This window comes from Streptomyces sp. 796.1 (assembly GCF_047525675.1).
Lineage (GTDB): Bacteria > Actinomycetota > Actinomycetes > Streptomycetales > Streptomycetaceae > Streptomyces.
The window spans coordinates 230,761-248,901 of record NZ_JBLIWA010000002.1 but is presented as its reverse complement, the minus strand read 5'-3'; the positions used below and the strand labels follow the sequence as shown (position 1 = coordinate 248,901).

Below are 18,141 nucleotides of genomic sequence, written 5' to 3'. Positions count from 1 at the left end.
GGGGGAGTGGTGCACTGACAGGGCCCGGAACGTCATCCCTGGAGGTTGCGACGTGCGCCCTGTCCGTCTCCCCGGTGCCGTGGCCGCAGCAACGGCCACCACGGCCACGGCACTCTTGTGTGCTGCGGCCCCCGCCGTCGCCGCCCCGGCCGCACCGCCGGCCGACGCCGCCTGCACCGCGCCCACCGGCCCCTACCAGCGGCAGTTGGAGAAGCACCTGGACCGGCCGGTGGACGGCCGCCAGTCGGTGGCGGACTGCCAGGCCATCCGCGGCTTCCAGCGCCAGCACGGCATCGCCCGCGCGGACGGCTACGCGGGGCTCGGCACCTACCGGACCCTGGTCGCGGTCCAGGCCCGCGACAACCCCAACGCCGCCGGCCACTGCCCGGTCCGGTCCCACCGGGTGACCTGCGTGGACATGGACCGCCAACTGCTGTGGGTGCAGACCGGCGACCGGGTCGGCTTCGGTCCCGTCCCGGTGCGCACCGGTCGCGACGCGCAGGAGACCCGCCCCGGCTGGCACGAGATCTACCAGCGCAGCCGGGACCACGTCTCCACCATCTACGACAACGCCCCCATGCCGTACTCCCAGTTCTTCGACGGCGGCCAGGCCCTGCACGGCCACCCCGGTGACCTCTACGACGGCGGCGGCTCGGCCGGCTGCGTCAACCTCACCGTCGACGACGCGGCCACCCTGTGGGACCTCCTGGGCCTCGGCGACAAGGTCTTCGTCTGGGGCACGAAGCCGGGAACGGCCGACTGAGGGACCCGCCCTGCGGGGTGGCCCGTCGGTGTGGGGCGGGCTCACAGGGGGGGCGGCTTTCCGACGTTGGGCGGTCCTCCCGCGCGGGGTCTCTCTCACCCGTGGGGTGGTTCGTCGTACGGGGCGCTGCCTCGTACGGGGTGGCCCCGCGCGTGGGTCAGCCCCTCGCGCGGGGTGGTTCTCCGTCATGGTCCTAGGCCGATGGTCGCAGCGGGCCTCGGTCGAACCGGTGATTCGGAGGCTGCATCCGGTTGACTAGCCTGGCGGAGCCAACCGAAAGCCGAGGCCCGGCACCCGCCGGGCCCACCCCAACTCCCTTCATCCGCTGACCCGTTCGGCACCGATGCCGCCCGAAAGCACCCGGGCGCCGCCGAGCGGCCGGTGCCCGGCCCGCGCTCCGCGGCGCCGCCGCCAGGTGCGCTCGCCGTCCGACGCGCGTGCCGCGTGCGTGCCGTGCCCGTGCCCTGTGCGGCCCGGGACCTGCGCCGCGGCACGCGTGCCGCACGGGAACTGCATGGCGTACGTCCTGCACGGCGTACGTGCTCCGTGGCGTCCGTGCCGTGCGGGCGGCGGGCGGAGGGGGCGTACAGAAAGGCGGCCCACCCGTGATCGTCGTGACCGGTGCCTCCGGAAACGTCGGGCGTTCGCTCGTCTCCCAACTCCTCGCCGAGGGGGCGCCCGTCCGCGCCCTCACGCGTGACCCGGGCCGCGCCGCGCTGCCGGCAGGTGCCGAAGCGGTACGCGCCGACTTCGCCGACCGGGCCGGGCTGCCGGCCCTTTTCGCCGGCGCCACCGGCCTGTTCCTCAACCTGTCCGCGGTCCATGGCCGCGTCCCCGACCTGCTGGCCGCGGCGACCGCGGCCGGCGTGACGCGCGTGGTGCTGCTCTCCAGCGGGGCCGTCGACGAGGGCGCCGACGAGTCCCATCCGGTCGTCGCCCACCACCTCGCGGCCGAGCGGGCCGTCACGGCCAGCGGCCTCCGGTGGACCCTGCTGCGGCCCAACGCGTTCGCCACCAACTCCTTCCAGTGGGCCCCGCAGGTCCGCGCCGGCAACACCGTACGCGGCCCGTTCGCCGGGGCCCGCACCGCGCCCATCCACGAGGCGGACATCGCCGCGGTCGCCGTCCGGGCACTGCTTGGCGACGGTCACCACGCCGCCGTCTACCGCCTGACCGGCCCCGAGGCCAGCACCACCAGCGAACAGATCGCCCTCATCGGCGCGGCCGTCGGCCGTCCCGTGACCTTCACCGAGATCCCCCGCGACGAGGTGGACCGCGACCTGTTCCCGCACGTGCCGCCGGGCATGTTGGAAGCGATCCTGGACGCGTTCGCCGCCGCGGTCACCGCCGAACCCGAGGTCACCACGACCGTCGCCGAGGTCACCGGCCGCCCGGCCCACACGTTCGCCCGCTGGGCCACCGACCACGCCGCCGACTTCACCGCCCCGACCACCTGACCCCACGGCCCGCCCACGTACGGCTCGGTGCGTACGCGCCGCACCGAGCCGGCCCCGCCCCCTACCCGCCCCGCCGGGCCGTAGCAGCCCCGCCCCGCGGACGCGTCACCCAACGAAACGCCGACGTACGAGAACGCCCCAAGCCCTACCAGATCGCGTCGACCCCACCCGCCCCGCCCTCCCTCGTACGAGCAGCGGGCTACCCCCTAAAGGGTGGTGTCCAGGGAAGGGGAGCCGCGGGTCCTGGCGGCGCCAGTAGCTTAGGCCAGCCTCAATCCCGCCTCCCTCATTGGAGGGCACATCCGTGCCTGTGCCGGTTGCCGACGCCGACGCCGAACCGCCCCTCCCGCCGCTGGCCGGTGGCGCCGCGGGTCCGCGCGCGCTGCGCCCGCTCATCGACGCCGTTCTGGACACGCTCGCCACCGGCGCCCGTGACCGCGCAGGCCCGCTGCCGCCCGGTGGGCCGGCGGCCGTCGCCGCGACCGTACGCCGCACCGTCGGCGCGGCCCTGCCGGCCGAAGGCACCGGCGTCGAGGAGGCCCTGCGCGTCCTGGTGCACGCCGTCGCCGCCGGCGCGGCCGACCCCGCCGACCCGCACTGCGCCGCCCACCTGCACTGCCCGCCCCTGGCCGTGGCCGTCGCCGCCGACCTCGCGGCCAGCGCGCTCAACCCGTCGCTCGACTCCTGGGACCAGGCCCCGGCCGCCTCCGAACTCGAAGCCCTCACCAGCCGGGCGCTCGCCGAGGTCGTCTACCCGGCGACGCCGACCGCCGACGCCCTGATCACCACCGGCGGCACCGAGTCCAACCAACTCGCCCTGTTGCTGGCCCGCGAGGCCGCCCGCAGCGGGCCGGCCGGCCCGCTGCCGGCCCCGGCCACCAGGCTCGCCGCCCGGCCGGCGGCCCGTACCGCGGCGGCCCCGCGCGACCTCACACCGTTCGCCGCCCCCACCGAGCAACTGGCCGAGCTGCCCGAGCCCCTGACCGGCCGCGCGCCCGACCACCCCGCCCAGGGCCCCCACCCGGCCTCGCGCCCGCTGCCAGGCCCCCGCCGCCCGCCGGGCTCCCCGCACCCGGGCGCCCACCCGCCCCGCGCGCCTCACGCGCCGCCCGCGCTGCGCGTGGTCTGCGGCGAGAACGCGCACCACAGCGTGATCCGCGCGGCCTGGGTGCTCGGGCTGCCCGACCCGATCGTGGTCGCCACGCCGCACGGCGTGCTCGAACCCGCCGCCGTCGCCGCCGCGCTCGCCGGACTGCCCGCGCACGCCCCCCTGCTGGTCGTGGCCACCGCAGGCACCACCGACAGCGGCGCCATCGACCCGCTGCCCGCGCTCGCCGACGTGGCCGCGGCGCACGGCGCCAGGTTCCACGTCGACGCCGCCTACGGCGGGCCGCTGCTGCTCAGCGACGTGCACGCGGCCAAGCTGCGCGGCATCGAACGCGCCCACACCGTCACGCTCGACCTGCACAAACTGGGCTGGCAGCCGGTCGCGGCCGGCCTGCTCGCCGTCCCCGACCGCGCCGACCTGGCCCCGCTCGGGCAGCGCGCCGACTACCTCAGCGCCGACGACGACACCGAAGCCGGCTTCCCCGACCTGCTCGGCCGCTCCTGGCGCACCACCCGGCGCCCCGACGTCCTCAAGGTCGCCGTCACCCTGCGGGCGCTGGGCCGCACCGGCCTGGCCGCCCTCATCGACCGCACCTGCGCCGCGGCCCAGCACCTCGCCGACCTCATCACGGCCCACCCCGACCTCGAACTGCACTCCCGGCCCACCATCAGCACCGTGCTGTTCCGCCCGGTGGGGGCCGACCCGCCCGCCGTCGCCCGGGCCCGCCGCCGGCTCCTCACCGAGGGCCGGGCCGTACTCGGCCGCGCCGCCCGCCCCGACGGCCTCTGGCTCAAGGCCACCCTGCTCAACCCGCACACCCAACCCAGCGACCTGGAAGCCCTGGTCAAACTCGTGGAAGGCCACCGCACCTGATGAGTACGACCCACCCCCCACAGCCCGCCCCGGCCCCCACCGCAGGCGCCGACGAACCGTACGACCTCGCGGGCATCGGGATCGGCCCCTTCAACCTCTCCCTCGCCGCCCTCGCCTACGGCGTCCCCGGACTGCGCACCGCCTTCTACGAACAGCGGCCCGCCTTCCGCTGGCACCCCGGGCTGCTCATCGAGGGCAGCACGCTCCAGGTCCCCTTCCTCGCCGACCTCGTCACCCTCGCCGACCCCACCAGCCCCTGGACCTTCCTGAACTACCTGCACGACCAGGACCGGCTCTTCCCGTTCTACTTCGCCGAGCGGTTCCACGTCAGACGCGCCGAGTACGACGCGTACTGCCGCTGGGTCAGCGAACACCTGCCGGGGCTCTCCTTCAGCCATCAGATCGACTCGGTGCGCTGGAACCCCGACCGGGAACTGTTCGAGGTGGACTTCGCGCAACTCGACGCCGACGCCGAAGCGGTCGCGCTCGGCCGGATCTACGCCCGCCACCTCGCGCTCGGCCTCGGCACCGAGCCCCACGTGCCCGAACCGCTGCGCCCGCTCGCCGACGCCCACGGCGTGCCCGTGCTGCACTCCGCCCACTACCTCGACCACCGTGCCGAACTCCTCGCCGCCGACCACATCACCGTCGTCGGCTCGGGCCAGTCGGGCGCCGAGGTCTTCCTCGACCTGCTGCGCAGGCGCCCCGCCGGGCGCGAAGGGCTGCACTGGCTCACCCGCACCGCGGCCTTCGCGCCCATGGAGTACAGCAAGCTCGGCCTGGAACAGTTCACGCCCGACCACACCCGCTACTTCCACGGCCTGGACGAGCCCACCCGCGACGCGCTGCTGCCCCGGCAGTGGCAGCTCTACAAGGGCATCGACCAGGAGACCATCGCCGCCATCCACGACGAGCTCTACGACCGCACCCTGGACGGCGGCTGGCCGGACGCGGTGCTCACCCCCGGCGTGCGGGTGCGCACCGCGGGCCGGGTCGGCACCTCCACCATCGAACTGCACGTCGAGCACGAGTACCAGCACACCCGCAGTCGGCTCTCCACCCACGCCGTGGTGCTGGCCACCGGCTACCGCGAGCGCGCCACCGACACCCTGCTCGCCGACCTCCAGCCGCACCTGAGGCGGGACGGCTCGGGCCGTCCGCTCGTCGACGAGCAGCAGCGGCTGGTCCTCGACCCCGCCATCACGGGCTCGGTCTACGTCCAGAACGCCGAGCGCCACACCCACGGCGTCGGCGCCCCCGACCTCGGGCTCGCCGCCTGGCGCGGCGCCGTCATCCTCAACTCAGTCACAGGTCGCATGGCGTTCCCGCTGCCGCGCCGCACCGCCTTCACCACCTTCGGGCTCGACCCCACCACCGGCGGCCACCGCGGCGGCAAGCTCTCCGATCAGCGCGACCGTCACCCCGTCGCGCGGGCATGACCACACCGCCTGGCCGTGACGGACCGTCGGAGCGAGCGGATGCGCGTTGGGGTGGGCGGGACACTCGGGCCACACCGCCGGCTTCAACGCCGCGCACAGCGCCTCCACCGCCCACTCCTGCACCTGGTCGGCGAGCTCCGCGACCTGCTGGGCCCGCGGCTGTCCCAGCATCGTGGAGATGCCCATCCCCGAGCCGTCCGGCTCGTACAGCATGACCCCGGCGACACCCCCCACGCCGGCGAGCTCCTGGGCCCAGGCATCCTCGGCGAATCGCGGCCGAACGGCGCAGGAAGCAGACAGATCCCGGCGTACGGCTTCGAACGCGGCAGCGAACTCCTCATTCATCCTTTCATTGTGCTGAGCGATGGCCGCTGGACGCCGGCAATACGGACGCCCTTTAACGGTTGTTGACGCCCTTTAACGGATCCTGAATGTGGCACCCCGCCCCGGCATGTGCCAGCGGCCCCGCCCGGCCACGGGGGCTGACGGCCACCGGCCCTGACCGGCCACCAGCCACCGGCACCGACCGGGGACGTCGGTCCGACCGGGCGACGCGCGTGGCCAGGCTCAGCGGCAGCAGGGGCACTGCCGGTAGGGCCGGTGCTCCAGCGGCGAGTAGAAGACCGGCGCGCCCGCCCGGGTGAGCCACCAGTCCTGCGTCGCGAACTGCTCCGGGTCGATGGTCCCCTTGGCCCGCACCCAGGCGATGATCGTGTTCCGGATCTCCTCCGAGGAGGACCACAACTGCCGCGCGGACGCCACGTGCGGGAAGTTGCCGCCCCCGCCGGCCCGGTAGTTGTTCACCGCCAGCACGAACTGCGCGTCGTCGGCCACCGGCTTCCCGGCGTGGCTCAGCTTCGTGATCCGCTGGCCCGGCTCCTGCGCGATGTCGATCTCGTAGCGCAGGCCGCTGACCGCGTCGTAGTTGTAGTCCGGCGTGCCGCCCGCATTGGTGAGCGCGGCCGGGTCCACGCCGCCGCCGGGCGCGGTGCGCACGTAGTACCGCGCCGAGAACTCCAGGTACTCCCGCACCTGCGCCCCCGTCAGCAGCCGCGCCTCCAGCGTGTTGTCGAACGGGTAGAGCCCGGCCACCTCCCGGATGGTGACCTCGCCCACGGGCACCACCGCCGTCCGCGAGAAGCACGACGCCTGCGAGAGCACCGGCAGCCCCTCGTGCGCCGTGCCCACCAGCGCGGCGCGCACCGTCTCGCTCTGCACGTGGTTGATGAAGTCGATGATCGGCACGTCCTTGTACGGCGCCTCGTCCGCCGCCATCCGCCGCGCCGAGGTGCCGATCACCTGGTTGACGTACGCCATGACCTTCCGGTGCTCACCGGTGAGCAGCCCCACCACCTCGGGGTCCTCGGCCGCGGTGTTGGAGTTCAGCACCCGGGCGGAGACCGAATCCACCCGCCAGCGGCCCCGCTCCCAGGCCAGCCCGAAGTCGAACCTGGTCAGCCGCTGCCCCCACTTCAGCGGTTCGGACAGCACCACCTCACGACCGGTGCGCTCGTTCTTCACCCGGTACTCGGGGATCTCCGCGTGCGCGTGCCCCACCAGGATCGCGTCGATCCCCGGCACCTGCTGCGCCACCAGGGCCGCGGCGTTCTCCACGTGCGGGAGCTGGTCCCCGTACGAGGAGGTCCCGCTGGTCCCCGAGTGCGCCGCGACCACCACCACGTCGGCGCCCATCGACCGCAGCCGCGGCACGTACCGCGCGGCCTGCTCCACCAGACCGGGGAAGGTCAGCTTCCCCTGCACGTGCGCCTTGTCCCACAGCGCGATCCCCGGATTGGTCAGCCCGAGCACCGCGACCCGCACCGGCCGCCCGTGCGGCACGGGCAGCCGGGTCATCCAGTACGGGGCGAACGCCGGCCTGGCCGTCCGCGCGTCGAGCGCGTTCGCGGCCAGCAGCGGGAAGTCGCACTGCTCGGCGAACTTGCGCAGCACCGGCAGGCCGTAGTTGAACTCGTGGTTGCCCAGCGCCGCCGCGTCGTACCCGATCGCGTTCATCGCCCGCGCCATCGGGTGCACCGGGGCGCCGGGGCCGGTGATGGGATCGACCTTGGCGTAGTAGTACGAGAGCTGCGTCCCCTGGATCGTGTCGCCCGCGTCGATCAGCAGCGTGTTCGCGCGGCCCCGCTCCGCGCGGACCTGCCGCACCAGCGTCGAGATCTTCGCCAGGCCCACGTCGTTGTGGTCCTTGTCGTCGAACTCCGCGTCGGTGAAGTAGTCCCAGTTGAAGACGTTGCCGTGCAGGTCGGTGGTGCCGAGCACGGTGAACTCGTGCCGCTTGCCCGGCCGGCCGCCGCCGTGGCCCGGGGGACGGGCGGCTGCGCCGGTCGCCGTGCCGGCCAGGGCCACGGCGGCCCCCGTCGCTGCCGAACGTCCCAGGAACCTTCTGCGGTCCAGTGCCATGCTGATCTCTCCCGGCGAGGGTGCGGAGCGCGCCCGCCACCACGGGGCACGCGGGTCTGTCCAGGTGGGCCGGCCCGGCGGACACCGGACGGGCTTCTGACGACATGACTACCTGATGCGGCGGGCCGGCTGCGAGAGTGACCCCTATGACCACCACCACACCCCTGTCCTACGGCACGCCCGAGACCCCCCGCATCGCGGTGCGCGGCGAGGCCCGGCTTGAGGTCGAGCCCGAGATCGCCCGCGTCGGCATCACCGTCAGCGCCCGCGGCACCGACCGCCGCGGCGCCCTCGACCACCTCACCCGCCGCAACAACCAGGTGCTCGACCTCGTCAGGTCCTACGGCGAGGCCGTCGAGAAGCTGGAGACCGGGGCGTTCAGCATCACCCCCCAACTCACCGACAAGGGCCGCCACGAGCGGATCCGCGCCTACCACGGCCGGGTCTACCTCACCGCGACGCTCACCGACTTCAGCGCGCTCGGGGAACTCACCACCCGCCTCGCCGACCTCGAACTCACCAGCGTCGACGGCCCCTGGTGGGCGCTGCGCCCCGATTCGCCCGCGCACCGCGAGGCCCGCCAGCAGGCCGTGCGCGAGGCGGTCAAGCGGGCCCGCGAGTACGCCCAGGCTTTGGGAGCCGAACTCGACGCCCTCGTCGAACTCGCCGACATCGGCGCCGAAAACGCACCCTTGCCGGCGCCGGCCGCCACCCTGCGCGCGGCGGCCCCCGGCTACGGCGGCACGGTGGACGCGCCCCCCGCACTCGACCTCGAACCCCGTCGGCAGACCGTATACGCGCACGTCAACGCGCGGTTCACGATGACGCGTCCCGCACTGTGAGAAGAACGTCGGCGAGCCCGGAAAAACGCTCATCGGAGCGGACTCGCGCACGTTTCATTAGTTGTCAAGAGCCTTTCATGCAAAGGTCGTTGGGCTGTAGGGAGTTCACGGTTCTCTACCCGCTGGTAAGTCATAGGCTCGACCCATGCGCCGAGCAAAAATCGTCTGCACCCTGGGCCCAGCCACCGACTCGTATGAGCAGATCAAGAGGCTCATCGAGGCCGGCATGGACGTCGCCCGCTTCAACCTCAGCCACGGCTCGTACGTGGAACACGAGGAGCGTTACCAGCGGGTGCGCCAAGCCTCCAAGGAGACCGGCCGCAGCGTCGGTGTCCTCGCCGACCTTCAAGGCCCGAAGATTCGCCTCGGCCGTTTCCGCGAGGGACCCGTACTCCTTGAACGCGGCGATGAGTTCACCATCACGGTCGAGGACATCGAGGGCGACCGCAACTGCTGCGGCACCACTTACGAGGGCCTGGCCGGCGACGTCACCCGCGGTGAGCGCATCCTCGTCGACGACGGCCGCGTCACCCTGGAGGTCACCTCGGTCGAAGGGCCGCGGGTGCACACCACGGTCATCGAGGGCGGCATGGTCTCCGACCACAAGGGCCTCAACCTGCCCGGCGTCGCCGTCTCGGTGCCCGCGCTCTCCGGCAAGGACGTCGAGGACCTGCGCTGGGCGCTCCGCATCGGCGCCGACGTCATCGCGCTCTCCTTCGTCCGCAACGCCGACGACGCCCGCGACGTGCACCGCATCATGGCCGAGGAGGGCCGGCGGCTCCCGCTGATCGCCAAGGTCGAGAAGCCGCAGGCGGTGGAGAACCTGGCGGCCATCGTGGACGCCTTCGACGGGATCATGGTGGCCCGCGGCGACCTCGGCGTGGAAATGCCGCTCGAAGCCGTCCCGATGGTGCAGAAGCGCGCCGTCAAGCTGGCCAAGCGCAACGCCAAGCCGGTGATCGTGGCGACCCAGATGCTCGACTCGATGATCGACGCCTCCCGGCCGACCCGCGCCGAGGCGTCCGACGTGGCCAACGCGGTCATGGACGGCACCGACGCGGTGATGCTCTCGGGCGAGACCAGCGTCGGCAAGTACCCGATCGAGACGGTCAAGACGATGGGCCGGATCGTGGTGGCCGCCGAGGAGGACATGCTGGCCAAGGGACTGCCGCCGCTGACGGAGAGCAGCAAGCCGCGCACCCAGGCCGGCGCGGTCGCCCGCGCGGCTGCGGAGATGGGCGACTTCCTCGGCGCCAAGTTCCTCGTCGCCTTCACCCAGTCCGGCGACACCGTCCGCCGCCTCTCGCGCTACCGCTCGCCGATCCCGGTCCTCGCCTTCACCCCGGACCCGGACACCTACGCCCAGCTCAACCTGACCTGGGGCGTCGAGACCTTCCTCGGCCCGCGCGTGGAGTCGACCGACGCCATGGTCGCCCAGGTCGACGAGGAACTGTTGCGCATCGGCCGCTGCCAGAAGGGCGATGTGGTGGTGATCACGGCGGGCTCGCCCCCCGGCGTCCCCGGCTCCACCAACCTGGTCCGCGTCCACCGCATCGGCGACGACCCGGTCCAGTAGCGGCCCAGCACCACCACCGCACGACGACGATCCGCTCAGCGGGCCGATTCCTCGGTCCGCTGGGCCTGTGCGTGCATTTCCGGTACGAGAATTCCCGGGCTGCTTTCGCCGGGACCGGCTTTCGGCGCCCTTAACGTCCCGCGAACCGAAAGCGGGGCCGAGGGGAAAGCGCGGTGCGCAGCGCCGGCGAAGGAATCGGGCCAGGCCCCGCCAGTCGACCGAAACCCGTCCCCGGCCTCCCGTTGGCCTTCGACCGGCGCGAGGAGAATCGCCCGGGGCTCAACCCCGACATTCCCGGAAGGAAAGAAAGCCCACCGAACGGTGGGCTACCTCAGAAGTAAAGAGAAAGTGCCCTGGGTGGGATTCGAACCCACACTGAATACTGTTTGAGAGTATCGTCTCTGCCATTGGACTACCAGGGCTGGCCTCAGAAACAGAGGTTAGCGGAAAGACGCTGTGCGTCAAACATACAGGAGCTAGGTAGGCTCGTGGGGCACCACCTGCCTGATTCGAGGAGTCCCGTGAGCGACGTCGAGCCCGAGCCCGTCAATGAGCAGCAGTCGCACATCCCGCCGTTGACCACCCGCGTCGTCATCGCCGAGGACGAGGCCCTGATCCGCCTCGATCTGAAAGAAATGCTCGAAGAAGAGGGGTACTCCGTCGTCGGCGAGGCAGGGGACGGCCAGCGGGCCGTCGAACTCGCCCGCGAGCACCGGCCCGACCTCGTCATCCTCGACGTCAAGATGCCGATCCTGGACGGCATCTCCGCGGCCGAGCAGATCGCCGCGGACAGCATCGCCCCGGTCCTCATGCTGACCGCCTTCTCCCAGCGCGAACTGGTGGAGCGGGCCCGCGACGCCGGCGCGATGGCGTATCTGGTCAAGCCGTTCAGCAAGAGCGACGTGGTGCCGGCCATCGAGATGGCCGTCTCCCGCTTCACCGAGTTGAAGGCGCTGGAGAAGGAGGTCGCCGACCTCTCCCAGCGACTGGAGACCCGCAAGCTGGTCGACCGTGCCAAGAGCGTGTTGCAGACGCAGTACGGGCTGACCGAGCCCGCCGCGTTCCGCTGGATCCAGAAGACGTCGATGGACCGTCGGCTGTCCATGCAGCAGGTCGCCGAGGCGGTCATCGAGGACGCTGCCGAAAAGGCCGCGGAGAAGAAGGCGGCCAAGAGCGCCAAGGAGTCCTGACCCGGCTGGGCCGGCAGCCATCGAAGCCGCCCGCCCCGCCCCAGGTACGGAACGGGGCCCGTCCACCGGTTGGACGGGCCCCGTTCCGTACGCCGACGTCGCGGCGCGCTCCGAACGACAAACCGGGGCGCGTGGGGACGGTCCTGCCTTCGCGTAGGGGCGGCCCTGCGCACGGGAGGTGCGGGGTTGCAGGGCGCAGGAGGTGCTGGGTTGCCGGGCGCGGGTGGGGCTGCGTTGTGCGCCCGGGCCGGTCAGCGGTTCAGCCGGCGGCCGGGGCGCTGTTGGCCGAGGCGTCGGTGGTCGGGGCGTCGGGCGCCGGGGCGTTCTCCACCTCGCGCAGCAGGCACGTCAGCCGCGCGGTGCACACCCTGCGGTCCTGCTCGTCGGTGATGACGATCTCGTACGTCGCGGTCGACCGGCCTCGGTGCAGCGGCGTGGCCACGCCCGTGACCAGGCCGGAGCGCGCGCCCCGGTGATGGGTGCAGTTGAGGTCGACACCGACGGCGACCTTGTGCGGGCCGCCGTGCAACATCGCGCCGACCGAACCGAGCGTCTCGGCCAGCACGGCCGACGCGCCCCCGTGCAACAGCCCGTACGGCTGGGTGTTGCCCTCCACCGGGAGCGTGCCCACGACGCGCTCCGGCGCCGCCTCCACGATGTGCAACCCCATGCGCTGGCCGAGGTGGCCCGCGGAGAACAGGGCCCGGAGGTCGACCCCGAGCCCCGCGTACTCGTCGATGATCTCCTGCGGGAACGTGGTGGTGGTCTGCTCGCCCATGGTCTCCGGCTCCGATCCGCGGCTCTTCGTCCGATGCATCCCGACACGTGCTGCTGGGTGCTGGGTCTTACCTATCAGCTCACTGAACGAACGCTTATACGGGGGGCGTCTGTTCCAGGCGGACCACCACGGACTTGCTCGCCGGAGTGTTGCTGGTGTCGGCCGTCGCGTCCAGTGGCACCAGCACATTGGTCTCCGGGTAGTACGCCGCGGCACAGCCCCGGGCCGTCGGGTAGTGCACGACACGGAAGCCGTCCGCCCGGCGCTCGACGCCGTCCCGCCACTCGCTGACCAGATCGACGTACGAGCCGTCCGCGAGACCCCGCTCCCGGGCGTCCTCCGGGTGGACGAGGACGACGCGGCGGCCGTTCTTGATGCCGCGGTAGCGGTCGTCCAGCCCGTAGATCGTGGTGTTGTACTGGTCGTGCGAGCGCAGCGTCTGGAGGAGCAGCCGGCCCTCCGGCAGGTGCGGGAACTCCACCGGCGCCGCGGTGAAGTTGGCCTTGCCGGTGGCGGTGGGGAAGCGCCGCTCGTCGCGCGGCCCGTGCGGCAGCGCGAACCCGCCGGGCTTGCTCACCCGTGCGTTGAAGTCCTCGAACCCCGGGATGACCCGGGCGATCCGGTCCCGCACCCGGCCGTAGTCGCGCTCGAACTCCTCCCAGGGCGTACGGCTGCGCTCGCCCAGCACCCGCCGCGCCAGCCGGCAGACGATCGCCGGCTCGGAGAGCAACCGCGCACTGGCCGGCTCCAGCCGCCCCCGCGAGGCGTGCACCATGCCCATCGAGTCCTCGACCGTGACGAACTGGTCGCCGCTCGCCTGCGTGTCGCGCTCGGTGCGCCCGAGGGTGGGCAGGATCAGGGCCCGCGCCCCGGTGACCGCGTGCGAGCGGTTGAGCTTGGTCGAGACGTGCACGGTCAGCCGGGCCCGGCGCACCGCGGCCTCGGTGACCTCGGTGTCCGGCGTGGCGGCCACGAAGTTGCCGCCCATGGCGAAGAACACCTTCGCCTGCCCGTCGCGCAGCGCGCGGATGGCCCGCACCACGTCGAGCCCGTGCTCGCGCGGCGGCGCGAAGTCGAACTCCCGTTGGAGCGCGTCCAGGAACTCGGGCGCCGGCCGCTCGAAGATGCCCATGGTGCGGTCGCCCTGCACGTTGCTGTGCCCGCGCACCGGGCAGACGCCGGCCCCGGGCCGCCCCACGTTGCCCCGCAGCAGCAGGAAGTTGACGACCTCCCTGATGGTGGGCACCGCGTGCTTGTGCTGGGTGAGCCCCATCGCCCAGCACACGATGGTGCGCCGGGAGGCGAGGACCATCTCCAGCGCCCGCTCGATGTCGGCGCGGGCCAGCCCCGTGGCGCGCAGCGTCTGCTCCCAGTCCGTCTCGCGCGCGGCGGCGGCGAACTCGGCGAAGCCGTGCGTGTGCTCGCGTACGAACTCCTCGTCGACGGCGCCGTCGGTCTCCAGCACCAGCCGGTTCAACAGCCGGAAGAGCGCCTGGTCGCCGCCCAGCCTGACCTGGAGGAACAGATCGGTCAACGGGGTGCCCCCGCGCGCGAGGCCGCGCGCGGTCTGCGGGTTCTTGAACCGCTCAAGGCCCGCCTCGGGCAGCGGGTTGACGGTGATGATGCGCGCGCCGTTCGCCTTGGCCTTCTCCAGGGCGCTCAGCATCCGCGGGTGGTTGGTGCCCGGGTTCTGACCGGCGACGATGATCAGGTCGGCCTGGTAGAGGTCGTCGAGCAGCACACTGCCCTTGCCGACGCCGAGCGTCTCGGTGAGGGCCGAACCGGACGACTCGTGGCACATGTTGGAGCAGTCGGGCAGGTTGTTGGTGCCGAACTCGCGGGCGAAGAGCTGATAGAGGAAGGCGGCCTCGTTGCTCGTACGGCCCGAGGTGTAGAACACCGCCTCGTCGGGCGAACCCAGCGCCCCCAACTCCTCCGCGATCAGCGCGAAGGCCCGGTCCCAGGTGATCGGCTCGTATCGCTCGGCGCCCTCGTCGAGCAGCATCGGGCTGGTCAGCCGGCCCTGCTGGCCCAGCCAGTAGCCGCTGCGGGTGGCGAGGTCGGCCACCGGGTGCGCGGCGAAGAACTCCGGCGTGACCCGGCGCAGCGTGGCCTCCTCTGCCACCGCCTTCGCGCCGTTCTCGCAGAACTCCGCCGCATGCCGCTTGTCCGGCTCGGGCCAGGCGCAGCCCGGGCAGTCGAAGCCGTCCTTCTGGTTGACCCTGAGCAGGGTGAGCGCGGTACGCCGCACGCCCATCTGCCGCTGCGCGTGCCGCAGCGAGTGCGCGACGGCGGGCAGCCCGGCCGCGGCCTGCTGCGGCGGACCCACCTCGGGCGCGTCCTGTACCGGGTCACCTGCGGGCGGCTTGGCTGCCATGGCGCTCCCCTTTGCCTCTGTCGTGCCTCTGCGCGATCGGTCGTGACGGGTGTGCTGACGTGGCGCGGCGCCCGGCCGGTGGCGCCCGGCCCGCCCCGCTGACGGCTACGGTTCCCGGCCCGACCTGCGAGGGGCCGGTCCGGATGACCGGTGTGGTACCGGTACGGGTAAATCCTGTCACGGGGCACTGACAGTGGGCCCGGCGCCCGCCCCACGTCCCCGCCCCGGGCTCCGGCGCCCGCTCTGCACCGCTGGCACCCCGTCCATGGCCTTGGCGCCCGCCCGGCACGCCTGGCCACGGCCCGGCACCCGCCACCGCGCCCCTGCTCACGGTTCCGGCGCCCGCCTTACGCCCCTGGCACCCCTGGCACCCTCGTCCACGGCCCCGTGGACGCCCGGCGCCCGCCGCGGGCCGCAGCCCGGTGGCTCGGGATTGTCAGTGGGGCGTGGCAGGATCGGGGACGTGGCAGAGAAAGCATCGAAGACGACAGCAGCGCAGCCCTCCAGCGAGCCGGCCGAGCAGCCACGCCTGCTCCTGCTCGACGGGCATTCCCTGGCCTACCGGGCGTTCTTCGCCCTGCCCGCGGAGAACTTCAGTACGGCGACGGGCCAGACGACCAACGCGATCTACGGCTTCGCCTCGATGCTGGCGAACACCCTCCGTGACGAGCAGCCCACACACCTCGCGGTCGCCTTCGACGTCTCGCGCAAGACCTGGCGCTCCGAGGAGTTCCCGGAGTACAAGGCGACCCGTTCCAAGACCCCGGACGAATTCAGGGGGCAGGTGGAGCTGATCGGGGAGTTGCTGGACGCGATGAGCGTGCGGCGCTTCGCCATCGAGGGCTTCGAGGCGGACGACGTGATCGCCACGCTGGCCACCCGTGCCGAGGCCGAGGGCTTCCAGGTCTCGATCGTCACCGGCGACCGCGACTCCTTCCAACTCATCACCGACCGGGTGACGGTGCTCTACCCGACCAAGGGCGTCTCCGAGCTGACCCGGTTCACCCCCGAGAAGGTCCAGGAGAAGTACGGCCTCTCGCCCGCGCAGTACCCGGACTTCGCGGCCCTGCGCGGCGACCCGTCGGACAACCTCCCCGGCATCCCCGGCGTCGGCGAGAAGACCGCCGCGAAGTGGATCAACCAGTTCGGCTCCTTTGACCAGTTGGTCGAGCGGGCCGACGAGGTCAAGGGCAAGGCCGGCCAGAACTTCCGCGACCACCTGGAGTCGGTCAAGCTCAACCGCCGGCTGACCGAGATGGTCCGCGACGTGGAACTGGACGGCGGCCCGGCCGACCTGCTGCGGGCGCCGTACGACCGGCAGGCGCTGACGGTCGTGCTCGACGCCCTGGAGTTCCGCCACCAGAACTTCCGGGAGCGGCTGCTGGCCGCCGACCCCGGTGCCGTCGAGGAGACGGTGGCTCCCGCGGCGGGCGTCGCGGTGGACGGCGTGGCCCTGGGCGCGGACGAGCTGGCGCCCTGGCTCGCCGAGCACGGCGGCGCGCCGCTCGGCGTGGCGACCGTCGACGCGTGGGCGCTCGGCAGCGGCAGCGTGAGCGAGGTCGCGCTGGCGACCGCGGCCGGCCCCGCCGCCTGGTTCGACCCCACCCAGTTGACCGAGGCCGACGAGCAGGCGTTCGCCGGGTGGATCGCCGACCCGCAGCGGCCCAAGGTCATGCACGACGCCAAGGGCGCCATGCGGGTCTTCGCCGAGCACGGCTGGACCATCGCCGGCGTGCAGATGGACACCGCGCTCGCGGCGTACCTGGTCAAGCCCGGCCGCCGGTCCTTCGCCCTGGACGCGCTGTCGGTGGAGTACCTGGGCCGTGAGCTGGCCCCCGCCGCGGCCGACAGCGGGCAGCTCGCCTTCGGCGCCGACGAGCAGGCCGAGCAGGACGCGCTGATGACCCAGGCCCGTGCGGTGGTGGACCTCGGCGAAGCGTTCGGCGGACGGCTCGCCGAGGTGGGCGCGGCCGAGCTGCTGCACGAGGTGGAGCTGCCCACGTCCGAGTTGCTGGCCCGGCTGGAGCGGGCCGGCATCGCCGCCGACCGCGGCTGGCTGGAGAACATGGAGCAGCAGTTCGCCGCCGCCGTCCAGCAGGCGGTGCAGGAGGCGCACGCCGCGGTCGGCCACGAGTTCAACCTCGGCTCCCCCAAGCAGTTGCAGGAGGTCCTGTTCGGCGAACTCGGCCTGCCCAAGACGAAGAAGACCAAGACCGGCTACACCACCGACGCCGACGCGCTGGCCTGGCTCGCCGGGCAGACCGAGCACGAGCTGCCGGTCATCATGCTGCGCCACCGCGAGCAGGCCCGGCTGCGCTCCACCGTCGAGGGCCTGATCAAGACCATCGCCCCCGACGGCCGCATCCACACCACCTTCAACCAGACCGTGGCGGCCACCGGCCGGCTCTCCTCCACCGACCCGAACCTCCAGAACATCCCGGTGCGCACCGACGAGGGGCGCGCCATCCGCCGCGGCTTCGTCGTCGGCGAGGGGTACGAGTCGCTGATGACCGCCGACTACAGCCAGATCGAACTGCGCGTGATGGCCCACCTCTCCGAGGACGCGGGCCTGATCGAGGCGTTCACCTCGGGCGAGGACCTGCACACCACGGTCGCCTCCCAGGTCTTCGGCGTGGCCAAGTCCGACGTGGACCCGGAGATGCGCCGCAAGATCAAGGCGATGTCGTACGGACTGGCCTACGGGCTCTCCGCCTTCGGCCTGTCCCAGCAGCTCAACATCGCCCCCGACGAGGCGCGCAAGCTGATGGACACCTTCTTCGAGCGGTTCGGCGGGGTACGGGACTACCTCCAGCGCGTGGTGGAGGAGGCGCGCGCCACCGGGTACACCCAGACCATGCTGGGCCGCCGGCGCTACCTGCCGGACCTCAACAGCGACAACCGGCAGCGGCGCGAGATGGCCGAGCGGATGGCGCTCAACGCGCCGATCCAGGGCACCGCGGCCGACATCGTCAAGATCGCCATGCTGCGAGTGGACCGCGAGCTCCGCAAGGAGGAGCTGACCTCCCGGATGCTCCTCCAGGTGCACGACGAAATCGTGCTGGAGATCGCGCCGGGGGAGCGGGACCGGGTGGAGGAGCTGGTGCGCCGCGAGATGGCCGGCGCGGTCCAGCTCGATGCCCCTCTCGACGTCTCCGTCGGCGCAGGCCGCGACTGGGAGTCGGCCGCGCACTGACCCGCAGGACCCCGGACCTCGGCCAGCCGGGGCCCGGGGCAACGGGGGCCCGGGGGCGGGGCCTTGGCCGGCAGGTCTTGGGTGGCGGGGGTCGGGGTGGCCGGGACCCTGGGCGGCAGTCCTCGGG

The 18,141-nt window shown here is 72.8% G+C and carries 11 protein-coding genes and 1 tRNA gene; 8 read left to right on the top strand and 4 right to left on the bottom strand.

Annotated elements, in window-relative coordinates:
* Positions 1–52: 52 nt before the first annotated feature.
* The 4 genes from ACMA1D_RS02610 to ACMA1D_RS02595 all read left to right on the top strand — a co-directional run bounded on the left by ACMA1D_RS02610 (position 53) and on the right by ACMA1D_RS02595 (position 5,640).
* Positions 53–763 carry a L,D-transpeptidase family protein gene (locus ACMA1D_RS02610; RefSeq protein WP_414722194.1) on the top strand — a complete coding sequence of 237 codons (711 nt, stop codon included), beginning with the start codon at positions 53–55 and terminating at the stop codon, positions 761–763.
* Positions 764–1,368: 605 nt separating this feature from the next.
* On the top strand, positions 1,369–2,220 hold the full coding sequence (locus ACMA1D_RS02605) for an NAD(P)H-binding protein (RefSeq protein ID WP_414722193.1): 852 nt from the start codon (positions 1,369–1,371) through the stop codon (positions 2,218–2,220).
* Positions 2,221–2,524: 304 nt separating this feature from the next.
* The gene (locus ACMA1D_RS02600; protein WP_414722192.1) at positions 2,525–4,201 is read left to right on the top strand and encodes a pyridoxal phosphate-dependent decarboxylase family protein; all 1,677 of its coding nucleotides are present in this window, start codon (positions 2,525–2,527) and stop codon (positions 4,199–4,201) included.
* The gene (locus tag ACMA1D_RS02595) at positions 4,201–5,640 is read left to right on the top strand and encodes a lysine N(6)-hydroxylase/L-ornithine N(5)-oxygenase family protein (protein WP_414722191.1); all 1,440 of its coding nucleotides are present in this window, start codon (positions 4,201–4,203) and stop codon (positions 5,638–5,640) included. Before ACMA1D_RS02600 ends, ACMA1D_RS02595 begins: the two co-directional genes overlap by 1 nt.
* A 567-nt stretch (positions 5,641–6,207) precedes the next feature.
* On the opposite strand, the gene ACMA1D_RS02590 is transcribed toward ACMA1D_RS02595, so the two are convergent.
* Positions 6,208–8,058, bottom strand: coding sequence for a bifunctional metallophosphatase/5'-nucleotidase (locus ACMA1D_RS02590; protein WP_414722190.1), 1,851 nt, complete (start codon positions 8,056–8,058; stop codon positions 6,208–6,210).
* A gap of 146 nt (positions 8,059–8,204) precedes the next feature.
* On the opposite strand from ACMA1D_RS02590, the gene ACMA1D_RS02585 reads away from it, so the two are divergent.
* Together ACMA1D_RS02585 and pyk are read left to right on the top strand one after the other, a co-directional pair.
* Positions 8,205–8,900 (top strand): SIMPL domain-containing protein, encoded by a 696-nt coding sequence (locus ACMA1D_RS02585; RefSeq protein ID WP_414722189.1) that lies wholly within the window; start codon positions 8,205–8,207, stop codon positions 8,898–8,900.
* A gap of 145 nt (positions 8,901–9,045) precedes the next feature.
* Positions 9,046–10,476, top strand: a complete 1,431-nt coding sequence (pyk, locus tag ACMA1D_RS02580) for a pyruvate kinase (protein ID WP_349992497.1) — start codon at positions 9,046–9,048, stop codon at positions 10,474–10,476.
* Between the two features lie 349 nt (positions 10,477–10,825).
* On the opposite strand, the gene ACMA1D_RS02575 is transcribed toward pyk, so the two are convergent.
* Positions 10,826–10,898, bottom strand: a tRNA-Leu gene (locus tag ACMA1D_RS02575).
* Positions 10,899–10,997: 99 nt separating this feature from the next.
* On the opposite strand from ACMA1D_RS02575, the gene ACMA1D_RS02570 reads away from it, so the two are divergent.
* Complete coding sequence (locus ACMA1D_RS02570; RefSeq protein WP_349992496.1) at positions 10,998–11,666, top strand: ANTAR domain-containing response regulator; 669 nt, start codon at positions 10,998–11,000, stop codon at positions 11,664–11,666.
* Between the two features lie 259 nt (positions 11,667–11,925).
* On the opposite strand, the gene ACMA1D_RS02565 is transcribed toward ACMA1D_RS02570, so the two are convergent.
* Together ACMA1D_RS02565 and ACMA1D_RS02560 are read right to left on the bottom strand one after the other, a co-directional pair.
* Positions 11,926–12,444, bottom strand: coding sequence for a PaaI family thioesterase (locus ACMA1D_RS02565; protein WP_414722188.1), 519 nt, complete (start codon positions 12,442–12,444; stop codon positions 11,926–11,928).
* Between the two features lie 94 nt (positions 12,445–12,538).
* A complete protein-coding gene (locus ACMA1D_RS02560) occupies positions 12,539–14,821 on the bottom strand; it encodes an FdhF/YdeP family oxidoreductase (protein ID WP_414722187.1) in 2,283 nt (760 codons plus the stop codon).
* 463 nt (positions 14,822–15,284) lie between these two features.
* Here ACMA1D_RS02560 and polA point away from each other — a divergent pair, with 463 nt between their 5' ends.
* Positions 15,285–18,014: a DNA polymerase I gene (gene polA, locus ACMA1D_RS02555; protein ID WP_414722186.1), complete on the top strand. Its 2,730-nt coding sequence runs from the start codon at positions 15,285–15,287 to the stop codon at positions 18,012–18,014.
* Positions 18,015–18,141 lie beyond the last annotated feature (127 nt).

Coding starts and splice junctions, on each gene's coding strand:
- ACMA1D_RS02565 (WP_414722188.1), bottom strand. CDS start 12,444: ATGGGCGAGCAGACCACCACCACGTTCCCGCAGGAGATCATCGACGAG.
- ACMA1D_RS02560 (WP_414722187.1), bottom strand. CDS start 14,821: ATGGCAGCCAAGCCGCCCGCAGGTGACCCGGTACAGGACGCGCCCGAG.
- ACMA1D_RS02590 (WP_414722190.1), bottom strand. CDS start 8,058: ATGGCACTGGACCGCAGAAGGTTCCTGGGACGTTCGGCAGCGACGGGG.
- ACMA1D_RS02595 (WP_414722191.1), top strand. CDS start 4,201: ATGAGTACGACCCACCCCCCACAGCCCGCCCCGGCCCCCACCGCAGGC.
- ACMA1D_RS02585 (WP_414722189.1), top strand. CDS start 8,205: ATGACCACCACCACACCCCTGTCCTACGGCACGCCCGAGACCCCCCGC.
- pyk (WP_349992497.1), top strand. CDS start 9,046: ATGCGCCGAGCAAAAATCGTCTGCACCCTGGGCCCAGCCACCGACTCG.